Raw genomic sequence first — 21,776 nt, 5'->3', positions numbered from 1 at the left:
ACCATCGACCGACGCCAGTCGCCTATGACAGGGCAAAAGGAGGCACCCATGATCGCGGTGATTTTCGAAGCGGAAACCACGGCCGAAGCCCAGGCCGAATATCTCGATCTGGCGGCCGAGCTCAAACCCCTTCTGGCAGAGATCGATGGCTTCCTCTCCATCGAACGCTTCCAAAGCCTGACAACGCCCGGCCGGCTGCTGTCGCTGTCGTTCTGGCGCGATGAAGCCGCCGTTGCGAAGTGGCGCGCCCTGCCCGAGCATCGCCGTGCCCAGGCCGCCGGGCGCGATCATGTGTTCGCCAGCTATCGCCTGCGCATCGCCGAGGTGCTGCGCGACTACGGCATGAGCGACCGGAACGAAGCACCCGCCGACAGCCGCGATTTTCACGCCAAGGGACACCAGCATGTTTGATCTTGAATTCGACCTCACCCACTGTCCCGGCGCCCTCGCCGATCTCGGCGAGGCCATGGGCCGTGCCGGCGTTGCCTTCGAGGGCGGCGGCGTTTTCAGTCAGGGTGACAGAGCCGTGGCGCACTTTCTATTCAAGGATGGCGAGGCGGCCCGGCGGGCGGCGGAGGTGGCGGGCATCAAGGTCGTGGCCATGCATGAGCCGGTGATCCGCCGGCTGAGGCAGGGTACGCCGGGCCAGCTCGGAGCGATCGCCCGCGCGCTGGCCGAGGCGGGCGTCAACATCCTCATCCAGTATTCCGACCACAACAATCGGCTGATCCTCATCTGCGATAAGCCGGAGAAGGCGGCTGAGGCCACGCGCGCCTGGGAGGCTGGCTGACGACGAGAGAGCCCACCTATGTTTCCAACAGCTGAGCGGCCGCCGATATAGGGCCTCCCCCACCCTCCCCGCTGAAGAACGCCGCCAGCTCGGCAGCCAATTCCTCCGGCGCCTCCTCGGCCATGTGGTGGCCGCAGTCGAGGCCGGCGCCGGTCACCGGTAGCGCCGCCCAGGGCTGCCAGGTGGCCGGCACGTCGCCGTAGAGTTCTTCGAGATCGTCCCTCTTCGACCAGACGACATGGACGGGACAGAGCAACCTGCGGCCGGCGTCCCGGTCGTCGAGATCGTCGAGCGGATCGACGTAGAGACCGGCGCGATAATCGCCCAGCATGCCCCTGACGGTGTCGGGATCGTGGATCGCCACGCGATAATCCTCGTAATTGCCGGGGCCGAGCGTCTCCCGCGTGCCGCCATACCAGGCGTCGGGGTCGGCCAATATGGCGCGCTCCGGCTTGTCGGGTTGGGCATAGAAAAACCAGTGCCACCAGCGGGCGGCGAAGCGGGCGTCGCAGCGCTCCAGCGCGCTGAGGATCGGCACGCCGTCCAGCACGGCGAGCTTCAGCACTCTCTCGGGATGGTCCATGGCGAGGCGGAAGGCGGTGTAGCAGCCCCGGTCGTGCCCGGCGAGATGGAATTCATCGAAGCCGAGGTGCTTCATCAGGGTGACGCAGTCGCCCGCCTTGGCCCGCTTGGACGACGCCTCGTGGTCGTGCGGATCGGCGGGTTTTGACGATTTGCCAAAGCCCCTGAGGTCGGGACAGACCACAGTGAAATGTTGCGCCAAGAGCGGTGCCACCTTGTACCAGGTGGTGTGCGTGCGCGGGTGGCCGTGCAGCAGCAGCAGCGGTGGACCGGAGCCGCCATGGCGCACCCGCAGTGTCGCCTCGGGCAGGTCGACCATCTCCAGCTTGAAAGTCTCGAACATCGCCGCCCCCGGAGCATCCTCGGAACGGGCAGCCTCGCGAATGCTCAAGCAAACCCGTTCCCTCGATGGATGAACGAGCGACGGTGGTGCTGGGTTCCGGCGATCAACGAAAGGCCCAAATCGCCCCTGTCTATTCCGGTTGTAGACCGGCGGGTTTGTTTATAATCTAGGTCTCTAATGGAGCGGCGATCGGCATGAACGTAGAAGACCTGTACCGCCTCCTTCGCACCGGTCATATCCAGGCACAAGGTATCGTCGATACCGTGGCCGACCCCATGCTGTTGCTGGACGAAAGCCTGTGCGTGCAAAGCGCCAACCGGGCCTTCTTTGAAACCTTCAAGGTCGATCGCTCCGAGACCATCGGCAAGCCCATCCACGAGCTGGGCGATGGCCAGTGGGACATCCCAGATCTGCGCCTGTTGCTGTTGCAGGTAATCCCCCGCGCCTCCGCCATCATCGACTACGAAGTGGAGCACGACTTTCCCGGCCTTGGCCGGAAAACCATGCTGCTGACGGCCCGCACGCTGCACCATCCCGACAACGGCAGCCACACCATGCTGCTGTCCATCGTCGACGTTACCGAGCGCGCCCGCAGCGATGCCCTCAAGGACATGCTGTTCGGCGAGCTCAGGCACCGCATGAAGAACCTGCTCTCCGTGGCGCAATCCATCGCCCGCCGCACCACCACCGAGGGCCGGACGGCGGAAGAATACCGCAACGACGTGCTGGGCCGCCTCGATGCCTTGGCCAGCGCCCATGATGTCGGCTTTTCAGAGGAACAGGACACCGGACTGGCGGTGCTGATCCAGCGTGTGCTCGCCCCCTATGCGACCGACCCGGAAGCGGTGGTGGTCGCGCCCGGCGCGCTCGTTCTGCTCGGGCCCGATACGGTGATGGCGCTCGGCCTCGTCCTGCACGAGCTGGCCACCAACGCGGCGAAATATGGCGCGATGTCGGTGCCCGGCGGCCGGGTATCGATCGGCTGGCAGCTCGACGAGGCGGACAGCCGGCTCCGCATCACCTGGATGGAAAGCGGTGGGCCACCGGTCGTCCCACCGGCGGCCACCGGCTTCGGCAGCCGGCTGATCCGCTCGGCCATTGCCATCGGCGAGGTCAGCCAGGTCTACGCGCCCGACGGCCTTGAGGTGGAGATCGTTATCCCGCTCGGCCCCGCCGCGCTGGCCGAGTGAGCCGGCCTCGGCCGTCGATCACTTGAAAAGCCTCAGAAGTGATAACCAACGCGCAGGCCGGCGCTCTCATAGCCGTTGTTGTCGTCGCAGAGGTCGGCGTTGGATATGTGGCTAGCGTAAAGCTGCGCCGACCAGTTCTCAGTCACGCGCCAGTCGACGTCGAGGCCGAGGTGGAACAGGGCATGGCAGCCGAGTTCGCGGCCGGAGGGATCGTTTTTCAGCTTGGCGTCGTGCAGCGCGCCGCCGAGCTGGCCCTCGAAGGCGAGATCGCCATATTTCAGGAAGGTGAAGGTGAGGCCGGCATAGACGTCGCTGATCTGTTTGCTCTCGGTGGCGATGTCGACGCCCAGCGTCGGCCGTGGCGAGAACAGCCAGGACGGCGCATCCAGCGCCGGCGCCCGCACTTCCATGTTGGCGAGAACGCCATCGACGTCGCCGGCCGTGAACAGGCCGGCATTGCTGGCGCCGACGCCGCCATACACCGACCAACCGGAAAGAACGCGGGAATCGGCGGCATCGCCGGCCTTGGCCGGCAGCGAACCGCCAAGGGCGGCAACAACGATCAACAAGGCAACACAACGAGGATGGCGACGGCCAAGCTGCATGGTGGGCGGCTCCGGGCTGGGGAACAGTCGAATCAAACCAGAAAGCACGCTACACGTGCACATGCTTTCGCGGAAGCGGTCTGATTTTCTTGACCGTCGACAGTCTCGGAAGCCCCCGATCGGATAAAGTCCGCTTCGTTTCGCTGGGCTTTCCGCGCTTTTCGCAACACAGCGAGCCGCGCGCCCGGCGCGATGCACCCCGAACGGCCCGTTGAACAGACCACAACCCTGGATATTACACCGATCGACATTCGGCGCCCTCAGCGTCCTCATCCGCCCGACAAACCCTTCCACCGGGGCCCTTGCCTCATTCAGATGGATGAAGAGGCAAGCGTGCTCGCCGCCGGGCACTGCGAACAGCTCGGCGCCGGCGATCTCCTCGGCCGACCGCGCCCCATGGGCGAACGCACCACTCGGTCGGCATCGCCATGGATGACCAGCGTCGGCGCCGACACCCGCTTGAATGGCAGTGGCGGCAGGTCGGCAAAAGCCATGGTGCCGACCACCGTGCTGGGCAGCCGCGCGGCCAGATACTGGAACACGCTGCGTTGCAGAACCAGCATGAGCGGCCCAGCTTCCCGATGGTCGAGCGTCTGCCGCAGCAACTGGGGATCGCAGACCGAGCGCGCCGCCGCCCGTTCCGGCTGCCGCCCCATCACCCAGCCAAGCGGCACGGCAAGACCAGAAATGCGGCACAGCGCCTGAAACTGCCGGAGCCGTTTGATCACATAGTCAGGCACATCGAAGCAGCCGTTCGCCGTCGACACCAGGATCGCCCCAGCACACGCATGTTTGGAAATCACAAAGCAGGTTTCTGCCTGAACATAGGAAAGAATGTGCGCTGATCCTTTAAGCGAAGAGTATCTTTAATTTGGATCGTGTTGCCTTTTCGGCGGATTCCACCGTTGCACGTGATTACCTCCAGCTCTTCACTCTCAAGCATCGCTACGTGGATGTCGTTCATATGAGCGGGTGTCGCGCTGTAGGCCGCCTCGTAAAACGAGCCTACCAGCATTGTTTTACCGGCGTCGGAAACTAGGCGCGGAATATCGGTAAGCAACTGGGTTCTAGCGGCCTGCCGGTCATCGGCCTCGAACATGTAGAGTCGACCTTCGTTGGCAGGGTCGTACGAAAACATGTCTAGCAGGCTGTTGAAGAAGTCACCCGAATGGCTTTGAGGGTGGCTTGGTCGCCGTTGTGATAGGCGAAGGTGACCTCGATGGAGCCATCGTCGAGCAATTCGGCGTCACCGTCGCCGGTGACCTCGTCCATTTCGTCTGATCCGGCCCATGTGAAGACGACCATCGAGCGGCTGCAGCCGAGTTCGAGGTTGGCCTGCATGGCGCCGAAGGCGATTTCGCCACGGCTGTTGGCCCCGATGGTGATTGTGGCCGGGCCACACAGATCGAGATAATCGCGATCCCAGATGTCGGCTTCGATGATGCGCCAGCGGCCGATCAACTGGCAGTCCGTTGGCACGCTCATGTGGGTACCGCCAGGAGTTTGGGCAACCGCACCAGATTGTAGGCGGCGGCACAGAAGGTGAAGGCCCATCCGACGCGGTCGATGCCCCGGAACCTGGTCTTGCGCTGCCCGCCGATCGTCTTGATCCAGCCAAAGGCTTCCTCGATGCGCTTGCGAATGCGCAGGCTGACACCATAACCCTCATGCCGTGTCGTGCGCCCGTCGATGGCCGAGCTTCGCCCGCTGGTATTCCGGGCCACGTGCGGCGTCACGTTCATCGACCGCAACTCGTTGACGAAGTCCTCGCTATCGTAGGCCTTATCGGCACCCAGCGTGATCGCCTCCGGCCGGTCGGCACGCAGTTCGACCATGCAAAGGCCCGCCACCCGTTCGGCGTGGCCATCGGCTTGGGTCAGGCTGGCATCGACCAGAAGACCGTGGCGGTTCTCCATCAAGCCGTGCCCCATGAAGCACAGCTTCGCCTCCTTGCCTTTGCCCTTCTTGTAGAGCCGCGCCTCCGGATCGGTGGTGGAGACATGGGTATCATTGGTCCGCTTGTGCCCATGAAAATCGGCTTCGGCATTGCGGCCACCACCACCCGAAGGCGGCGTGTCCGATCCGTCTCTGGGCCTAACGCTCTTCATCGAGGCCCACGCCTCGATCAGCGTCCCGTCGACCGAGAAGTGATCGGTGGACAGAAGCTTGTTCACCTTGGGCTGCGCCAGAACCGCCCTGAGGAACTTCGCCGCGACGGCCCCTGCCAGCAACCGGTCGCGGTTCTTGGAGAACGCCGAATGATCCCAGGCCGCATCGTCCACGCCGATCCCGACGAACCAGCGGAACAAAAGGTCGTATTCCAGCCGCTCCATCAAAAGCCGCTCCGAGCGGATCGAATAGAAGGCCTGCAACAGCATCGCCCGCAACAGCTTCTCCGGCGGGATAGAGGGCCGCCCGATCGGCGAGTAAAGCGCTGCAAAATCTGCTGCCAGGCTCGTCAGGGCCGCGTTCACGATCTCCCGGATCACCCGCAGCGGATGATCCCGCCGAACCCGCGCCTCAAGATCGACATAGCTGAAAAGCTCGCCGCTCCGCTCGTCTCCACCCCGCATCCACCACCCTCCAAATCACCGTTCGGACAGAGTGAATCATGCCAGTATTGACGAGGCGAGGCCTTTTTCAACAGCCTGCTAGGCCAGAACGCCCGAAATGGTCCAGCTGACCATTATCATGGAGAACATCATTGTAGACCTGCCTGGCTCGATAATTGTTGGCAAAATGGAGCATCCAGTAGCGCCAACCGTTGGGATTGCGGATCGAAAACGGGCTGACATAAAGAGCGCAGTTCTTGAGGGTCTCGTACACTAGGCGTTCGGCCGCGCCCAGCCATGCAGTCTTGCTGAGAAGTCCTTCGAGCGCTTTCATATTTGATGGTTCGATACCCAAGTGTCCTAGCTGCCTAGACAATAACATAGGATTTCTGCCACTGAGATAGGTCAGTAAACCCTCGATCGCAAACGTATAGAATACTTCCGTTGATGGCGCGGACAACGGGCCACGTAGCATATCTTGAAGGGTAGATATGTTGACCCCCGTGTGACCATACTGATCGAGATTGTAGAGAACACTACGGTAGTGCCCCTTGAGGATCAGATCTTTTATCCTCGGATAAACGGTCTCGAATTCGCCAGAAAAATAGCAGATACTCACATGTAGTTTTTGCGTACTGTCTTTAAGCGAAGCCAACAGAGGCTCACAGTGAGACCGTAGCATATCTGTCACGCTCGGAATCGCGTCGTTAAAGATTAAAAGAGCCTCGATCTCGATAGTACCGAGACCACGACCCGCTCGGTTGAGATTGATCTCTTCAAGCGCGCTGCTTAACTCTTCAATGAAGATGATTGGTGAGCCAGGCGCGCCACAGTTATAACGGCCACTCCCGGAGAACCCATCGACAATAGCCAAACGGAATTTGGCTTGGTGAGGGTTCTGGCAGCGAACTGTTAGGTATTGACGGAAATACTCTCTGAGGACCTTGTGCTTGCGCCGGCTATGGTCGTCAAGATCAGCCCCTTTGGTCCAGTTATAGCCTTCGGTCTTCAAAATTTACTCCGCACAGGCCGGCGCCATTAGACTTCGAGAGCCGGAGGCATCTCATTCCAGATGCGACCACGATACTCACGCCCGTTAGCCTTCTTGGAGCGCCTCTTGTTATCCTTGCCCCAAGTACCCCACTGCTTGAAGAAAAAAGCTGTACCGTAGGTGTCGCAATACGCGTAAATTTCATCGACCCAATCTTCGCGGATAGGACGCGCGTTTACGCCGCTCTCTCCCCCAACGATCGCCCAGCGGATGTCGGTAAGATCGATCTTGCCGACGGGACCTATCAGCGGCTCAAACGAGATGAAGCGAATGGTGGCTGGCACAGCCCGTAAATGGTCAATCCGCTCAACTACATCGGCGTTCTCAACGCTGGTGCCCAACCAGACATTAGGCAGGACATCGCGGATTGTTCGCGCCACAATCTCGGCCATTCGCTCCGGGCGCTTAGTCAGAATCTGATAGTTGTGGTGCGGCGTCTCTCGCATGACCCGCCACACATCAACGATGAAGTCCTCGCTTACGGCATCGTGGAAGAGGTCGCTCATCGAATTGACAAAGATCTTCCGGGGCTTGCGCCACCCGTAAGGAATCTCAAGAGCGGCTCGGTCCTCACGCACGACCCCATTCCAGACAGCGCGTTTGCCGCTTTTTCGAGTCAGACCGTCATACTTGGGAACACCCATAGCTTCGAGACGGCGAGCCATCTGCATCGCGTAGCAGTTCGTACACCCTGCGGTTACGATGGAACATCCAGCCACCGGATTCCATGTGGCGTCGGTCCACTCAATCTGCGTCTCAGCCATAGGTCAAACTCATCTATCAAAGTAGCTAGAACTTCTGATCGGCCTGAACTGTCAGCCCTAGCCAAAAAGATTTTCTTAAGAACGACAACTCGCCCGCCGGTTGACGGCGGAAATGCCAAAGCCAAGTGAGTTACAATTGGGCGCGATTCTACCTATGCGAGTTTTCCTAGACTCCTACAATAGGCTTTGCCATGGTGCCATAAGGTAACGCAAAACGACCTGATACTGCGAGCATGTGATGATCGGGGAATTGGAGCTCTACAAGGGGCGTGAACAAGCTTATGTGAAGCATTTCCTATTGGGCGAGTATCTCGAGGCCTGGGCCTACAAGATAGGCAGCCAGTGGAACGAGGTGGCCTATATCGATGGTTTCTCAGGTCCCTGGCAAAACGCAGGCGAGCAATTTCAAGACACATCGTTTGGCATTGCACTTGCGACACTGGCGAAGGTGAAGGCTAGATGGAATGAACTCGGCCGTTCCTTGAAAATGTCGGCCTACCTTGTAGAGAAAGATCCCACCGCATACGCGAAGTTACAAGGAGTCAGCGCTCTCTTTCCTGACGTCCAAATCAAGACATATCAAGGATCGTTTATCGAACTAGCGCAGACTATTCTCAGGGATATACCCCGTCGCGCATTTTCTTTTTTGCTAATCGATCCAAAGGGCTGGCGAATTGAGATGGATCGCATTGCGCCGCTGGTAAAGCGGCCAAACAGCGAAGTCGTCTTCAATTTCATGTTCGATTTCATCAATCGCTTCGTTAACGTTTCAAGTCCTGGAGTCGCTGCCAGCCTTGACGCACTATTCTTGGAACCAGGCTGGCGCCAATGCCTCAGAGAACCCACCCCGCAAGGGAGAGCCGAGTCCGAACATCGGAAAATAGTTCTTATAGAAGCCTTTTCGGGCACATTAGCGCGAATTGGCAACTATCCATTTGTTGCGGAGACCACTGTCCTGAGACCCACCGTAGACCGACCGCTCTATAGTCTGATCTATGGAACCCGCAGCCCGGCTGGGCTAGAAGTATTTCGGGAATGTCAGATCAAGGCACTGCGCAAGCAGGACAAAGCACGTGGAGTCGCCAAGTTACAAGCATCCGTAGCAGCTAGCGAGCAGGCAGAGTTATTCGAATCTTTTGCTCAAATGGCGCCCGACCCAGCCGAAGCCTATCTGGCGCAAGAACTGATCAACGCTAAAGCATCGCTGCTGGATCTGGTACCAGCGGGACCATCGATTGCGATCTGGGGTGACATTTGGCCCAGAGTACTCGGGCGCCATATCGTAAGCCGTTCACAACTCAACGCCGTCGCTAGCGATCTACGGAAATCGGGCCACCTGAACTTCCTGGACTGGGCTCCCCGCAAACGATCACCGGACGATCACTATCGGGTCCAGCGCGCCGAACAAACATGAAGCTTCCAAACTTCGCGGAACATTCCGCGCGACACAGAACAGCGGCGACAATCCATCTATGTAAATCTTTGCCCGCCAATCTCATTCCTCGGGCGGCTTTGCCTCCATGCCGTCATCTGGTACACGACGACGATGAGCGCCACGAACGCGGTGCCGCTGATCACCAAGCGGTGAACAGTGATGTGGAGAGCCAGAGGCGATAGTTCGCCGACCGCCGCCCCCGACCAAACGCCTGCGCCACTCCCTGTCGACACCGAGCAACGCGTAGTAAAGATCGGTCGGCCATCGGCGTCGCATCCCAAAACGATGGCCAAGCATGAAGCCCCCTGTCAGCCGTGTTCGTCGGGCGCCTGCTTTGGCTGTACCGACCAGGTCGCTGGTTTGTCGGCTTTGTCGGACTCCGCTGCCGCTGCCGTCGCCTGCACCTTGTCGGGTTTGTGGTGGGCGGGGGCGTAGATCGCGTAGACCTGCATGGGCTTCGTGCCCATATTGGTGATGTTGTGCCAGGTGCCGGCGGGAACGAGGACGCACCAACCGTCCGACACATGCTTTTCAAACGTCAGCTTGTTCTTGGCCTCTCCCATCTGCACGCGACCGCTGCCGGAGTCGAGACGCAGGAATTGATCGGTCTCCGGATGCACTTCAAGGCCGATGTCGCCGCCAACGGGGATCGACATCAGCGTCACTTGCAGGTAGCGGCCGCTCCAGGCAACTGAGCGGTAATTGGTGTTTTCCTTCGTCGCGCGCTGAATGTCGAAAGTTTGCGGCTGCGGACCAATGTCCTTGATCCTGCTACCAATGTTGTCCATGGCTGACCTCCCTGAAATGGTGCGATACTTCCCCGCCTCTTATTGCCCTCGGCAATTGAGTATTCATCGCGATGATAGAATCGCGACATCCATCGACCGAGGGTAGGCCCGGAAAATACTCAGAGCCCGCACGAAAAGGACTTAAGTCCGATAGTCGTATGTCAGTCTGTAGGTAGCGCCGACGAGGTTGAGGCGTCGGGATGGCACCGAGCGATCTGCCCGGTTCTCGTCGAGATCGATCGGCCCGTGCCGTTTGACGGCGGCGCTGGCGATACCCTTGAGGATGGCGCCCCTGAGATCGCCCTTCCGACAGGCGAGGCCTTCGGCCCTGAAGGAAGGATAGCCCGGCCCCTCTGGCAACGATGAAAACGCGCCAAACCTTAGTAATCAAACGTATTTGTGAGTAATATCCGAGCCTTCACCGCAAATTCGGCGAGGAATACTGTCTTCATCTAGCCATGGGGTAACCTCAATTTTCAGCGGTTACTTAAAATGGCTACAGGAGAATTTACCCCCAAACCGCTCAGCACTGGCTGCCTCACTGGCCATCGGACTTGCCGCGCTCGGAGTGTCATCGGTTTTGCCCTGACATTGAAGGTGGGGTCCACGGTCGCGATACCGGCCAAAGGTTGGCGCCGATCAACGGCGTTCCCTCGCGGCGGTTGCACACTCCAAGGAGTCCCGACATGTTATGGAATGCCTCCAAGATTAAGGGCTACGCCATCGCCGCCAGCGACGGCGATGTTGGCACCGTCAGCGACCTGCTGTTCGACGATGAAAGCTGGCTCATCCGCTGGCTCGTCGTCGAAACCGGCGACTGGCTCACCCACCGCAGGGTGCTTCTCCCGACGTCAACGCTGGGACACGCCAATGAGCGAAGCCGGGAGTTCTCGGTCAAGCTGACGATGCGGCAGGTCGAAAATAGTCCGGATATCGACACCGAGCGGCCGGTGTCGCGGCAAATGGAAAACAACATCTACGGCTACTATGGCTGGAGCCCCTATTGGGGAAGCGGCCTCTATATGGGTGGCGGTGGCTACGGCAGCGTGATGGGCGCACCCATCCTGGCACCAGAGCCGGATACACTGCGTTTCGAGAACGAGGTGCTCGAGGCGCATCGGCGGCATGATGATCCGCACCTGCGCAGCGTCAAGGCGGTGGACGGCTATCATATCCATGCCACCGATGGCGATATCGGCCATGTCGAGGACATGCTGGTCGAGGAAGCGGACTGGAGCATCCACTACCTCGTGGTCGACACCAAGAACTGGTGGCCGGGGCAGAAGGTGTTGATCTCGCCGCGCCTGGCCAAAGACATCAGTTGGGCGGACAAGACCGTTGCCCTGAGCGTCGACCGGCAGGTGGTCAAGAACAGCCCGGTCTACGATGCCTCAACGATCGTCGATCGCGATTACGAGAACCAGTTCGGCACCTATTACAGCGGGTCCGACGCGGGCCCCTTCCACAGGCGGCCTCCGCTGAATGGTCTGCATCCTTGATTGCCAAGCGCTCGGCGCTCTCGGCGGGTTTGATGCCGCCGGGAGCGGCCACTTTGCCAGACGGATCCTCGGACGCGGCAAGCTGAGGATGGTCGCGCGCTCGCGGGCACGTCTTTCTCGACGCCTCGCCTTTGGGAGTCCATGGGAGTCCACCCGCGCCTATGTGGACTCATGCCTCCTCATGCTCCCTCGCCCACCAGCCCAACCCGCAGGCTCTTGTTGCAAGCCCTCATCTCGTACACCGCGACGATCAACGCCACGAACACCGCGCCGCTGATTGCCGTGCCGAGGTCGATGCTGTGGAGGTCGTGGGCCAGAAGATTGGCGGCGGCGGTGCCGGCGGCGACGATGAACACCACCGCCAGCCAGTAGAAGCCGAGGTCGGTGTAGAGGCCGTTGCGCCCGATGGTGAGCAGGAAGCCCAGGGGAATGGCGAACACCACCATCGCCCCGAAGTTGCCGAAGCCGAGCGGATAGGCGGCCGCGTCGCCCCCCACGCCGCCGAGCACGCCGGCCATGAGCAGGGTGGCCCAGTAAAAGCCGGCCACCGGGATGAAGTCGCGCTCGTCGGCCGACGGTTCGCGGAGGCGCCAGACAATCACCGTGATGGCGAGCAGCAGGCACAGCACCGGCACCGACGCCAGCCTGACGTGGAGATCATGGAGCGCGTTGGCCACGTTGGAGGCGGCGGCGACGCTGAGGATGACCGCCGCCCAGAAGTAGAGCGTGCTGGTGTATTTCAGGAAACGCTCGGCCAGCAAGACGAGCGCCAAGTCGCCGAGCAGATAAGGCAGCCCCTTGAGATGGCCGAGACCGAGCCCATCGGCGAGAAAATCGCCGAGGCTGGCGCCGAACACGCTCGCCACGGCAAGCGACAGCCAGTAGATACCATTGATCTTCGGAAGGCATCTCATGATGTCACCCCTTGGTTTCAGAGTCGGACCGAAACTCTCAGTGGCGCGAGGGAACACCACGAATTGGCAAATTCAATGGTGAGGCTGTGGCGATTTGTCGTAACCCGTCATAATTGAGCGCCCAGCAACACACCGATACATTTACGGCAACCGGCCGTCGCAACGGGTAAGCTAGCTCAGCCTGAGCGACCACCGGTCGCCATGGCGCGTCAGCTCGCAGGCCGACCAGGGCATGGGATCGAGGCGCCAGATCATCGACAGCGGCGCCTCGAGCGCCGCCGTGAGGGCGATCCTGACGATCGTCGCCGGGCACAGCGCTACGATGGCCCCCGATCGTTCCTCCAGCCCGGCCAGCCAACCGCCGACCCGGTCCCGCGCGCTGGAGATGGCTTCGCCGCCATGCGGGGCCGCCGCCATATCCATTCGCCAGACCTCGAAGCCAGCGGGATCAGCGCCGGCGATCTCAGTCATCGTCCGGTTCGCCCAGTTGCCATAATCGAGATTGGAAAGCGCCTCGGCCACCTCGGCCGGCACCCGGACGGTGGCGTTGGGGCCAATGGCGATTTCGGGTGCGTGGATAAGGTGATCGGCTTCGCTAAGGCAGCGGCGCACCGTCTCCGGCAAGCTCTCGAAGGTCAGGTCCAGCCGATCGCGGCCCGGAAAGCGCGGGGCGCGGCGGTCGTTGTCGGTCGGCACTGTGATCAGCGTCAGGCGAGCGGCCATCCCCATTCCTCATCGATCATTTGCGATTGACAGGCATCGGCACTTAGCGGAGGGTGAGCGACGATGTTGAGCGGAAGCCGGTGAAACTCCGGAGCGGTCGCGCCACTGTAATCGGGCTGAAACCCGAGAGCCAGACCTGTTCGCCATCCTTCTGTCATCGGGACGCGCAATCCCAGGAGGCTTTCCATGTCCAGCATTTCACGCACCGCTCCCCTGTCGCCGCCGGCCGCCATTCCGCTGGGCGAGGTTCTGCCATGGGCCGTGTTCGCCGGTCTGCTACTGATGCTGGCGGTGTATTTCGTCGGCGCCGAGGAAGGCGCGACCTCGCTGTTCAACAGCATGTACGTGCATGAATTCGTGCACGACGGCCGCCACCTCCTGGGTTTCCCCTGCCACTGAGGCGTCTTTCATGACTGGAAAGCTTTTGCTGCGCGGCATGATTGCCGGCGTGGTCGGTGGCCTCATGGCCTTCCTGTTCGCCCGCCTCTATGGCGAGCCGCTGGTCGATTTCGCCATCGCCTTCGAGGAGCAGGCCAGCCACGCGGCCGGAGAAGCCGCCGAGCCCGAGCTGGTCAGCCGGGCAACGCAGGCCGGCCTCGGCCTGCTCACCGGCGTCATCGTCTACAGCGCCGCCCTCGGCGGCATCCTGTCGCTGGTGTTCGCGCTGGTGCTCGGCCGCTTCAGCGCCCTCGGCGCCCGCCCGCTCGCCGCGCTGCTGGCACTCGCCGGTTTTGTCGCGGTGATCCTGGTGCCGGCGATCAAATACCCGGCCAACCCGCCAGCCGTCGGCAGCCCGGAGACTATCGTCATCCGCACCCAGCTCTACTTCATCATGCTGATGGTATCGGTCGCGGTGATGATCGTCGCCTTCGCGCTGGCGCGGCAGACTTGGGCGCGCCTCGGCGCCTGGAATGCCGTCCTCCTCGGCGGCCTTGCCTATATCGCCGTCATGGCGGCGGTGATGACGCTGCTGCCCGAGATCAACGAAGTGCCGGAAACCTTCTCCGCCGTCATGCTTTGGCGCTTCCGTCTGGCCTCGCTCGGCCTGCAAGCGATCATCTGGGGCGCGCAAGGCCTGTTGTTCGGCTTCCTCGCCGAGCGGCTGCTGTCCGGCGCGGCTCCCCAGGGCGCGCGCCGCCTCGGCCGCGCGTAAACCGCATGCTCGACATCCATCCGGCTAGGGTCGCCGACCAGGGAAAAATCGTCCAGCTCTGGCACCGGGGATGGCACGAAGCGCATGCCGCCCTCGTGCCGCCCGAGGGGTTGTCCTTTCGCACCGAAGGCCACTTCGCCATCTGGCTGAAAGAGGCGAAAGACGCCTTCTACGTGGCGAGGGACGGCACCGAACTCATCGGGTTTGTCTCCGTCAAAGCAGCGGAAGTCGTCAAACTCTATGTCGGCACATCCGCCCGTGGAACCGGAACGGCGCATGCGTTGTTATCGTTCGCGGAACAGCTTTTGTTCGCCGATGGGGTGTCGGAGGCCGAACTGCTTTGCACGGCCGGCAATAGCCGCGCCGAAAGGTTCTATCAGCGGGAGGGCTGGCACCTCACAGACACCTTTGACGATGCGCTTTGGATGCCGAAGGGCGTCAGCCGGCAATTCATCGTAGCGACCCATCGCTTTCAAAAAACCCTGATACCGGCGACCTGAAGGCTCTCTGTGCCAACGGCGGCGGCGTCAACAATAAACGGGGAGCCTTGTGCCTATGTCAGCTTCGGCCAGCGTGTTTGCGCAATCCTTCTTCCACGGAACCAGGGCCAACCTGCGGCCGGGCGACCATATCGTCGTCGGTCATTCTTCGAACTTTGGCACCCCTCAACCGCTTTCATGGGTCTATTTCTCGGGCACGCTGGACGCGGCGATCTGGGGCGCCGAGCTTGCCGCCGGCCTTGAGCCCGAGCGCATCTATGTCGTGGAACCCACCGGGCCGATCTTCGACGATCCCAATCTGACGGACAAGAAATTTCCCGGAAACCCGACGTTATCCTATCGCTCCCGCGATCCCCTCAGGATCATCGCGGAAGTGACCAAGTGGCAGAGCCATTCGCCCGAACAGGTGCGGCAAATGAAGGAAGGCCTGGCGCGCCTGGCGCGTGAAGGCGGCCAGCCCATCATTGACTGACGGGCAAGCGACCGCCCCTCTGACCAACCCCACGCTTGGACACCGCCTGCCGCCGCGATAAGGGATATCGATGACCCTTCAAACGCCTCCCTCTCGCCACGAGACCGATCGCCTGGTGCTGCGCCCATTCGCCGACGGCGATTGGGGCCAGTACGCCGATTATCACGCCCGCCCCGAGGTCTACGCCTATCTCTATGCGCCGCCGCCAACCGGGGACGCCCTGCGTGAGAAATTCGACCGCGTGCTGGCCGCCCGCTTCGAGGGCGACGGCGATGTTTACCGGCTGGCCGTCACCGTGAAGGCGGGCGGCGCGGTGGTCGGCGAGGTTCTGCTCAAGCTGGCCAGCCGAGACGCACTTCAAGGCGAGGTGGGTTACATCTTCAACCCCGTTCACGCCGGCAAGGGCTACGCCACGGAAGCCGTTGCCGCCCTGCTGCGGATCGGCTTCGAGGCCATCGGCTTCCATCGCATCTTCGCCCGCCTCGATAGTGCGAATGCAAGATCGGTGGCGGTCGTCGAGCGGCTGGGCCTGAGGCGCGAAGCGCACCTCATCCAGAACGACCGGTTCAACGGCAAGTGGGGCGACGAATATATCTACGCCCTGCTCAAATCCGAGTGGATGCAACGTTCCAACCAAGGGGCGGCCTTACGCGGCAGTTAGATCGAAGCCCGCGCGACAAGCTCATCGAATAGGTCGTCGATCGCCCGCTCGTCGGCGGCATCGACGATTCTGAGCCCGCCCTTAAGGGCCGCATCCTTGAACGCGGCATTTTCCCGCAAGGACCGATCGATGAAAGCGTCAATCAGGCCACGTTCGGCGCCGTCGCGCTGCTCATAATCGGCCGCCGACCGCATGCGCCCGCGCAGAAACGCGTCATCGGCATGCAACAGCACGCCAAAGATCTCATCGGAAACAATGGGGGCAATGTACTCGGGCCTGAGCGCCGCGCCCTCCAGCACGAACGGCCGCCCGGCGTCCCGCTCCACCTCGATCCTTTGGCGGATCGCCGGCCACATGTTCTCGTGGTGCACCTTCAAGAACCAGTGGATCGTCTCGGGCGACAGCCGCGCATAGAACTCGGCGACGGGCGCCGGGATCCCCAGCCACGGCCGGCCAGGATGCCGCCCGAGCTTGTCGGTGGACATCCCCGCCCACTTGAGCCGCCCGGCGAGCTTCTCCGCCAGCGTCGACTTGCCGACATGGGAAGTGCCGGAGATGAGGATGGCTTGGAGGGGAGAGGACATGGGAGGAGCTCGCTTTCGAATAGGTCGCGCAACATAGGACGGGTGCAACGCCGCTTTCCTCACAGCCCGCGACCAGCATGATCCATAAACGGATCACGAAGCCTGCTTATGGACTATTCATGGATCAATACGGCACCGACAAGACGGCGGCGTTTTGATCTGCCGTCAGTCGGCAAGGCCGATCATCACCAGCAGCATGTTGTTCAGCACCAGCATGTCGGCGGATGAAAGCCGGCCGATCACCGGGCCGCATTTGGCGCGCGGATAGGCCAGCACCTTGTCCACCATCACCTGCGAGATGGTCTTGAGGCCGTTGCCGGCAGTAGGTTCAAGCGTGAGCCGGTAGAGCGGCGCATCGGCGGTCGTGCTGGTCAACAAGGCGACGAGCACGCTATCGGCCGCGTCGAGCGCATCGGACTGGATGACGACCGACGGGCGCGGCTTGCCAGTGTCGCCCTGGGTCGAGACCTTTACGAGATCGCCCCGTTTCATTCCTGAGGCCACTCAAAAGCGGCGGCAATAAAGCCCGACGCCTCAGCCTCTTCGGCCCGGCCACGCAGAGAAAGTCCCTGCCGCTTGGCCTCGGTGACAAATTCCGGCCGGTTGGGATCGGGCACCCAAATCCGCAATTGCTTCATGCCCTGACGCTGCTGTTGCTGCCGGTAACGCTGAAACTTGGTCAGCCCGTCAACGGTTTGCTTGGGGCGTGGCATGGGTGCCCCCATAAGGTTGCGCATTACCTAATGGGCCGCCCCTTCCAACAGCTTTGCCACCATAGCCAGATTGGAGCCCCCAAGCCCTTTGGCAATTTTGATCCCTAGTGGGCGGATTTCTTTGAGGCATAGTCTACCATCACCGCGACAATTCGGTCGAGCAGAGGATCGAACCTTGAGAAATCGATCTGGCTGGCATTGGGCTTAATCACGGAATTGGCGAGCACTTCCTTGCCATATTGTTTTGTGATGTCGGGCTTGGGATTAAACCTCTTTCCGTTCAGCTCTTTCTCCAGCCACTCCTTGGGTAGCAGGTCCTCGATACAGCTCTTGCCAACAGTCTCCGGGGTCTTAACGACATATAGGTTGTCCGTAATATGGTAGAATGACGCGGTCGAAGTCACGCTGAAGCTTACGCCAAAATTCTCTTTCATGGTGCTCGCGACAGGGCCGAGGCCAGTATCATTGTCCAAGACCAAAATGACAGGATACGCCATTGATTTATGTGCCATCGCGCGGTGTTCGTCTTTTTTCGGAAGAAAGTTGCGTCGATAGTCCAATGGAATAGATTTCAAATTACCAACACCACCTCCCCCAAGGTCAAGCACCTCGTGTGAAAGTCCTCCATAGTTGAAATAGTGAACCGCGTGGATAAACGATCCACCTTTTGCCTCTCCCAAGATTGGATGAAACCGGGTACGGCTTTGAACGGCAGCCCGCAGATAAACTGGATCTGTTTTGCCTTCTGTGACGATCAGCGGAACATCAAGTGCCACGAAATATTTGTAGAACAGGAAACGTCGATAGAGTTTTCTAATGGCTCTTGGCTTTATCCGCTGCTCTCCAACATCCCTTCGGTCTTCTGTTTGCGTGACCGCGTAGATATGCCCCAGTATGCCTTCTAGTGGATTGAGGCTATTGGTCAAATTAGGCTTCGAATCGCCTCCTTCTTTATCCGGTTTTTCCATCGACCGAAAATAAGAACCTGTTGAAAAAAGTGAGTCACACATGGCTCGTGCGCGGCGATAATACTCACTACTAACGTTCACCTTCTTGTTGACCGTCAGGCCAGTTACAGATTGGCGACTACCACGGAACTGCATGCGAGTTTTTTCTGGATTCACCTCAAATCCGCAGCCAGTAATCTTGGTAAGGAGCTCGTCGCTCAATATCCAAAGCGCGGTATCTTGGACATCTCGAAAGGCAACACCCGCAGGAAAATCTTTCTGGCTGGTAGAAAAGGTGATGTCGTCCGCGTAGCGTGTGTATGTCACGCGATATTTCTTCGCGAGCCAAACCAAGCGCATATCCAGGATGCGGGCGATTAACTCCGACACCACAGGGGAACACGGGCTTCCCTGAGGTAACGCAACACCGTCACAGGCGATCTGCGCGATCGTGGTAGCGACTTGGGGCTGGAGTTTGAAAAACTTGTCCTTGAGGAAAAACCCACGGACGCGGCCGAAATTGAAGGATGGGAAAAAATCCTTCAGGTCGAGATTGAGCACCCAACGCCGTCCTTTGTGACAGGCCGCATTGTCAGCGATCCAAAGGTCCCTTCGGAAGCCAAACGACAAAGGCTTCTCGCCGCGCTCTCTTTCGATCTCATCGAGACATTGGTACAACAGATGCGACAGGTGCGTTTGTAGTTTCTTGAGTTTCGGAGTAGGGGCTTTGATTATTCTCTTTCCGCCGGACTTCTTGTCTATTTCAAAGATCGTATAACGATTTTCGAGCGGAGTTTGATAAATAATAGACGTTAGCGCACTGGGCTTGAACCCTAATAGGGCAGCAAGCTCATTTCGATCGCTCGTCTCTTTAAGCTTTTTCAGTTGTGACACGGCCACCCAAAAACAAACGGGCTTACAGGCACTCTTACGCGTTCAGGTAGCATAATACATACGAATAGCAGGCATCATGCAATAAGGGTATCGGGTAGCACAAAAGCCCATCCGACATTGGTACATATGTCTCGAAACCGGACAACAATTCTGCCTGTAAGCCTATGTTGACGCTACCATATCCCCGTTCGCCGTCAAGGGATCAATTACGGACAATTATCACGTAAATCCAATCGCAAATCGGATGAGCAGACATATTGGACTTGAAGCCCTGTACGGCGTAGACAGCACGCTGAAGGAACCGGGCGACTACTTCGTTACCCCCCTACCCCCTCAAAAAATACAGCGTCTTCCTCGGTCCTCCGCCCTCCGTCGCCACGCTCTCCCGCGTAATCGCGCCCGTATCCTCCAGCGTTTCGATCACCTCCCTCAACTCCCGCGCCCGCAGCCGGTTCTTCATCCGCGCCCTGAGCGTCTCCTGAGAAATCTCGCCGCCTTCCTTGTCGATGATGCGCAGCACGCGGTTGGCTTCGGCCTGGAAGTCGGTTTCGGAGATGTAGAGGCGGCCCATGCGGTAGAGGGTGCGGGCCGACCAGAGCGCCACCGCCCGGCCCCATTCGATGTCGTCCACGGTGATCCGTGGTGCCACCGGATCGCGGCCGCCGGCCCGGATGGTGGCCATGCGCACCGCCATTTCGGCGGCGCGGCCGATGAAGTTTTCGGCGTCGGCGTCGCGGTCCTGCCAGGCGAGGATTTCGCGCTGGAACCCCGTGTAGACCGCTTCGGCGCCGGGGCCCCAGGGGATGACGAACGGGTCGATCTCGATGTCGGTCTCGTGCAGTTTCGAGGCGACGACCAGCGGATTGCCGCCGCCGAACAGCCGCCTGAGGCTTTCCGATAGCTTCTCCGGCACGGTGAGCGGCGGCAGCGCCGGCTCGCGGTCCTCGGTGCGGCTGGCTACGGTGAGCAGGGTGAAGCGGTTGAGGAAGCCGTTGGACACGTCGCCGCCGTCCAGCGCCTCGAAGAAATCCTCCGGCGTCGAGGCGCCGTAGATGGACAGCGCCGGCGCCCGGATGGTGCGGGCCGGCGTCGCCGCCCATTCCGGCGTGGTCATCAGGCCGAAGTTGGTGCCCCACACCGAACGCATGATCTTGGAAATGCCGCGCTCGAAGCCGGAGGCACGCTTGGCGTTGATGCGCTTTAAAAAGGCGCCGAACTCGTCCATCGGGCAAAGCGACAGCGGCTCGCGTTCGATGAAATGGATGACGGCCGGCATGGAGATGAACTCGTCCGGCCCGATGGTGCGCGTCATCTTGGCGGCCGCGAGCAGCCGCTTGATCTGCTGCAGCGCGTGGTCCTTGCCGACGCCGGACGGCGCCAGCGCCAGCATGTAGAGCACGGTGGAGCTCAGCGTCGGCCCGGCCCAGAAGCGGCCCATGGCGGTGCCGACCAGCGTCAGCGCCGCGCCGAGCGCCAGCACCCGGTTGGGCCGGCGGGCCGTGTCGCAGATCCAGTTGGTGATGTCGCCGACAAGGCCCGGCACGTGGGTCAACGCATCGGGGAATTCCACGGCGGCGCGGGCGCGCTTGGCCTCATGGACTACCTCGCCGGTGTCGCCATCAACTACCGCGCCGGAGCGCTCCTTGATCAGGCGACGCGGCCCTTTGGGCGGGCGCGGCGGCTCGGGCCGGGCATCGCGCGGCGCCTCGCGTGGCTGCGTTCTGCCCTTCCTGAGGCCGCTGCGGATGGTGGCAAGACAGGCCGGCAAGCCATCGTCGGCGGCAAGGCCGCAGTCTTGCGCCGCCGAGGTCAGCAGCGATGTCGCCGTCGCCTCCGAGAGCCAGCCGGCGCCGACCATCTGCCCCAGCGAAAATGCGCCTCGGTTGAGCTGGTTGTTGCGGCCGCCCTTGCCGGCGGCGCGCAGCGCGTCGATCTCCGCCGCGATAGCCTTGTCGGCGTAGCGGGCAAGGCGGGCATCGGCGATGGGCGAAGGAGCGCCCGGCTCCTGCCTCGGTTCGAACCTCGGCTCGGGTTCCGGGGGGGCGGATCGATCAGCGCGTAAAGCCAGTCCGGTACCAGGGGCGCCGCCCTCAGCGCGCCCGCCGGCAGCGGCTGATAGGCGCCCTCGCCGTCGGCTCTCAACGCGCCGGGTGCCACCACATAGCCGCCCAGCCCACGAATGTTGATGCCGCGCCCCTTCAGCAGCCCCTCGCGGTTGCCATGGGCGCGGCCTTCCGGCTGGCGAAAATAGATGTGGCGGCCGCCCGAGGGCGTATCGACGGCCGGCGCCATCACGCCCCGATTGACGTCGTCCCAAGCCTTGATTCCATCCTCGCCGCCGTCGTGCCGGTCGAGGTCGACAACCAGAAGCCCGGAGCGCCCCAGGTGAATGGCCGGCATGGCATCCGGCCAGCGCCGCCACCAGCCGTCGATCGCCGCGGCGTCACAGGTGGCGTCATCGCCCCAGCGCACCGTGGGGCACGGCTTCTTGGCATCCGGCCCGGCACCGCGCACCGGGAACACGGCAAGACCGGCCCGCGCCAGATCGAGCGCCAGCGCCCGGTTGGGCGCCGGCGGCAGATCGGCGACGGCAAAGGGCGTGGTCAGCCTGGCCAT

At 61.3% G+C, this 21,776-nt stretch carries 28 protein-coding genes and 1 riboswitch; of the genes, 10 read left to right on the top strand and 18 right to left on the bottom strand.

What is annotated here, in order from left to right; translation table 11 throughout:
- Positions 1-48: 48 nt before the first annotated feature.
- Together AB6N07_RS07110 and AB6N07_RS07105 are read left to right on the top strand one after the other, a co-directional pair.
- The gene (locus AB6N07_RS07110; protein WP_370677104.1) at positions 49-411 is read left to right on the top strand and encodes an antibiotic biosynthesis monooxygenase; all 363 of its coding nucleotides are present in this window, start codon (positions 49-51) and stop codon (positions 409-411) included.
- Complete coding sequence (locus AB6N07_RS07105) at positions 404-790, top strand: amino acid-binding ACT domain-containing protein (protein WP_370677103.1); 387 nt, start codon at positions 404-406, stop codon at positions 788-790. The genes AB6N07_RS07110 and AB6N07_RS07105 overlap by 8 nt, the downstream gene beginning before the upstream one ends.
- Positions 791-806: 16 nt before the next feature.
- On the opposite strand, the gene AB6N07_RS07100 is transcribed toward AB6N07_RS07105, so the two are convergent.
- The gene (locus AB6N07_RS07100; RefSeq protein WP_370678202.1) at positions 807-1,715 is read right to left on the bottom strand and encodes an alpha/beta fold hydrolase; all 909 of its coding nucleotides are present in this window, start codon (positions 1,713-1,715) and stop codon (positions 807-809) included.
- A gap of 194 nt (positions 1,716-1,909) precedes the next feature.
- On the opposite strand from AB6N07_RS07100, the gene AB6N07_RS07095 reads away from it, so the two are divergent.
- Entirely contained in the window at positions 1,910-2,905 is a 996-nt protein-coding gene (locus tag AB6N07_RS07095; RefSeq protein WP_370677102.1) for an HWE histidine kinase domain-containing protein, read from the top strand.
- A gap of 32 nt (positions 2,906-2,937) precedes the next feature.
- Here AB6N07_RS07095 and AB6N07_RS07090 read toward each other — a convergent pair whose 3' ends face one another.
- The 7 genes from AB6N07_RS07090 to AB6N07_RS07060 all read right to left on the bottom strand — a co-directional run bounded on the left by AB6N07_RS07090 (position 2,938) and on the right by AB6N07_RS07060 (position 7,877).
- Complete coding sequence (locus AB6N07_RS07090; RefSeq protein WP_370677101.1) at positions 2,938-3,510, bottom strand: acyloxyacyl hydrolase; 573 nt, start codon at positions 3,508-3,510, stop codon at positions 2,938-2,940.
- Between the two features lie 311 nt (positions 3,511-3,821).
- Positions 3,822-4,277: a hypothetical protein gene (locus AB6N07_RS07085; RefSeq protein WP_370677100.1), complete on the bottom strand. Its 456-nt coding sequence runs from the start codon at positions 4,275-4,277 to the stop codon at positions 3,822-3,824.
- A gap of 32 nt (positions 4,278-4,309) precedes the next feature.
- Positions 4,310-4,609, bottom strand: a complete 300-nt coding sequence (locus AB6N07_RS07080) for a hypothetical protein (protein ID WP_370677099.1) — start codon at positions 4,607-4,609, stop codon at positions 4,310-4,312.
- A gap of 41 nt (positions 4,610-4,650) precedes the next feature.
- The gene (locus tag AB6N07_RS07075; protein WP_370674005.1) at positions 4,651-4,995 is read right to left on the bottom strand and encodes a hypothetical protein; all 345 of its coding nucleotides are present in this window, start codon (positions 4,993-4,995) and stop codon (positions 4,651-4,653) included.
- Entirely contained in the window at positions 4,992-6,083 is a 1,092-nt protein-coding gene (locus tag AB6N07_RS07070; RefSeq protein ID WP_370674004.1) for an IS5 family transposase, read from the bottom strand. Before AB6N07_RS07070 ends, AB6N07_RS07075 begins: the two co-directional genes overlap by 4 nt.
- A gap of 67 nt (positions 6,084-6,150) precedes the next feature.
- Positions 6,151-7,074, bottom strand: a complete 924-nt coding sequence (locus AB6N07_RS07065) for a three-Cys-motif partner protein TcmP (protein ID WP_370677098.1) — start codon at positions 7,072-7,074, stop codon at positions 6,151-6,153.
- Between the two features lie 26 nt (positions 7,075-7,100).
- Positions 7,101-7,877: a phage Gp37/Gp68 family protein gene (locus AB6N07_RS07060; protein ID WP_370677097.1), complete on the bottom strand. Its 777-nt coding sequence runs from the start codon at positions 7,875-7,877 to the stop codon at positions 7,101-7,103.
- Between the two features lie 238 nt (positions 7,878-8,115).
- Between AB6N07_RS07060 and tcmP the strand changes: the two genes are divergently transcribed.
- Positions 8,116-9,291 (top strand): three-Cys-motif partner protein TcmP, encoded by a 1,176-nt coding sequence (gene tcmP, locus AB6N07_RS07055; RefSeq protein ID WP_370677096.1) that lies wholly within the window; start codon positions 8,116-8,118, stop codon positions 9,289-9,291.
- A 329-nt stretch (positions 9,292-9,620) separates the two neighbouring features.
- Here tcmP and AB6N07_RS07050 read toward each other — a convergent pair whose 3' ends face one another.
- Together AB6N07_RS07050 and AB6N07_RS07045 are read right to left on the bottom strand one after the other, a co-directional pair.
- Positions 9,621-10,100, bottom strand: coding sequence for a cupin domain-containing protein (locus AB6N07_RS07050; RefSeq protein ID WP_370677095.1), 480 nt, complete (start codon positions 10,098-10,100; stop codon positions 9,621-9,623).
- Positions 10,101-10,241: 141 nt separating this feature from the next.
- Entirely contained in the window at positions 10,242-10,460 is a 219-nt protein-coding gene (locus AB6N07_RS07045; RefSeq protein ID WP_370677094.1) for a hypothetical protein, read from the bottom strand.
- A gap of 326 nt (positions 10,461-10,786) precedes the next feature.
- Between AB6N07_RS07045 and AB6N07_RS07040 the strand changes: the two genes are divergently transcribed.
- The gene (locus AB6N07_RS07040; RefSeq protein WP_370677093.1) at positions 10,787-11,599 is read left to right on the top strand and encodes a PRC-barrel domain-containing protein; all 813 of its coding nucleotides are present in this window, start codon (positions 10,787-10,789) and stop codon (positions 11,597-11,599) included.
- A gap of 179 nt (positions 11,600-11,778) precedes the next feature.
- On the opposite strand, the gene AB6N07_RS07035 is transcribed toward AB6N07_RS07040, so the two are convergent.
- Both AB6N07_RS07035 and AB6N07_RS07030 read right to left on the bottom strand, forming a co-directional pair.
- Positions 11,779-12,513 carry a hypothetical protein gene (locus tag AB6N07_RS07035; RefSeq protein ID WP_370677092.1) on the bottom strand — a complete coding sequence of 245 codons (735 nt, stop codon included), beginning with the start codon at positions 12,511-12,513 and terminating at the stop codon, positions 11,779-11,781.
- A 171-nt stretch (positions 12,514-12,684) separates the two neighbouring features.
- Positions 12,685-13,236 carry a histidine phosphatase family protein gene (locus tag AB6N07_RS07030; protein ID WP_370677091.1) on the bottom strand — a complete coding sequence of 184 codons (552 nt, stop codon included), beginning with the start codon at positions 13,234-13,236 and terminating at the stop codon, positions 12,685-12,687.
- Positions 13,237-13,274: 38 nt separating this feature from the next.
- A riboswitch (cobalamin riboswitch) is annotated at positions 13,275-13,395 on the top strand.
- A gap of 27 nt (positions 13,396-13,422) precedes the next feature.
- On the opposite strand from AB6N07_RS07030, the gene AB6N07_RS07025 reads away from it, so the two are divergent.
- From AB6N07_RS07025 to AB6N07_RS07005, 5 genes are all read left to right on the top strand, one after another.
- Positions 13,423-13,635 carry a CbtB-domain containing protein gene (locus tag AB6N07_RS07025; protein WP_370677090.1) on the top strand — a complete coding sequence of 71 codons (213 nt, stop codon included), beginning with the start codon at positions 13,423-13,425 and terminating at the stop codon, positions 13,633-13,635.
- A 10-nt stretch (positions 13,636-13,645) separates the two neighbouring features.
- Positions 13,646-14,389 carry a CbtA family protein gene (locus AB6N07_RS07020; protein ID WP_370677089.1) on the top strand — a complete coding sequence of 248 codons (744 nt, stop codon included), beginning with the start codon at positions 13,646-13,648 and terminating at the stop codon, positions 14,387-14,389.
- A 5-nt stretch (positions 14,390-14,394) separates the two neighbouring features.
- Positions 14,395-14,889 (top strand): N-acetyltransferase family protein, encoded by a 495-nt coding sequence (locus AB6N07_RS07015; protein WP_370677088.1) that lies wholly within the window; start codon positions 14,395-14,397, stop codon positions 14,887-14,889.
- Positions 14,890-14,944: 55 nt separating this feature from the next.
- The gene (gene arr / locus AB6N07_RS07010; protein ID WP_370677087.1) at positions 14,945-15,361 is read left to right on the top strand and encodes an NAD(+)--rifampin ADP-ribosyltransferase; all 417 of its coding nucleotides are present in this window, start codon (positions 14,945-14,947) and stop codon (positions 15,359-15,361) included.
- A gap of 70 nt (positions 15,362-15,431) precedes the next feature.
- The gene (locus tag AB6N07_RS07005) at positions 15,432-16,022 is read left to right on the top strand and encodes a GNAT family N-acetyltransferase (RefSeq protein WP_370677086.1); all 591 of its coding nucleotides are present in this window, start codon (positions 15,432-15,434) and stop codon (positions 16,020-16,022) included.
- On the opposite strand, the gene AB6N07_RS07000 is transcribed toward AB6N07_RS07005, so the two are convergent.
- From AB6N07_RS07000 to AB6N07_RS06975, 6 genes are all read right to left on the bottom strand, one after another.
- On the bottom strand, positions 16,019-16,606 hold the full coding sequence (locus tag AB6N07_RS07000; RefSeq protein ID WP_370677085.1) for a hypothetical protein: 588 nt from the start codon (positions 16,604-16,606) through the stop codon (positions 16,019-16,021). The genes AB6N07_RS07005 and AB6N07_RS07000 overlap by 4 nt on opposite strands.
- Before the next feature lie 165 nt (positions 16,607-16,771).
- Complete coding sequence (locus AB6N07_RS06995; RefSeq protein WP_370677084.1) at positions 16,772-17,098, bottom strand: type II toxin-antitoxin system PemK/MazF family toxin; 327 nt, start codon at positions 17,096-17,098, stop codon at positions 16,772-16,774.
- A complete protein-coding gene (locus AB6N07_RS06990; RefSeq protein ID WP_370677083.1) occupies positions 17,095-17,319 on the bottom strand; it encodes an antitoxin MazE-like protein in 225 nt (74 codons plus the stop codon). Before AB6N07_RS06990 ends, AB6N07_RS06995 begins: the two co-directional genes overlap by 4 nt.
- A gap of 104 nt (positions 17,320-17,423) precedes the next feature.
- Positions 17,424-19,160, bottom strand: coding sequence for a retron Ec67 family RNA-directed DNA polymerase/endonuclease (locus tag AB6N07_RS06985; RefSeq protein WP_370677082.1), 1,737 nt, complete (start codon positions 19,158-19,160; stop codon positions 17,424-17,426).
- Positions 19,161-19,485: 325 nt separating this feature from the next.
- Positions 19,486-21,018, bottom strand: a complete 1,533-nt coding sequence (locus tag AB6N07_RS06980) for a DUF3987 domain-containing protein (RefSeq protein ID WP_370677081.1) — start codon at positions 21,016-21,018, stop codon at positions 19,486-19,488.
- The gene (locus tag AB6N07_RS06975) at positions 20,970-21,776 is read right to left on the bottom strand and encodes a bifunctional DNA primase/polymerase (protein WP_370677080.1); all 807 of its coding nucleotides are present in this window, start codon (positions 21,774-21,776) and stop codon (positions 20,970-20,972) included. The genes AB6N07_RS06980 and AB6N07_RS06975 overlap by 49 nt, the downstream gene beginning before the upstream one ends.

The sequence above is a fragment of the Pleomorphomonas sp. PLEO genome (assembly GCF_041320595.1).
In the GTDB taxonomy this organism is placed as follows: Bacteria; Pseudomonadota; Alphaproteobacteria; order Rhizobiales; family Pleomorphomonadaceae; genus Pleomorphomonas.
Note: the sequence above shows the minus strand (reverse complement) of the source record. Positions and strands in the feature narration are given on the sequence as shown.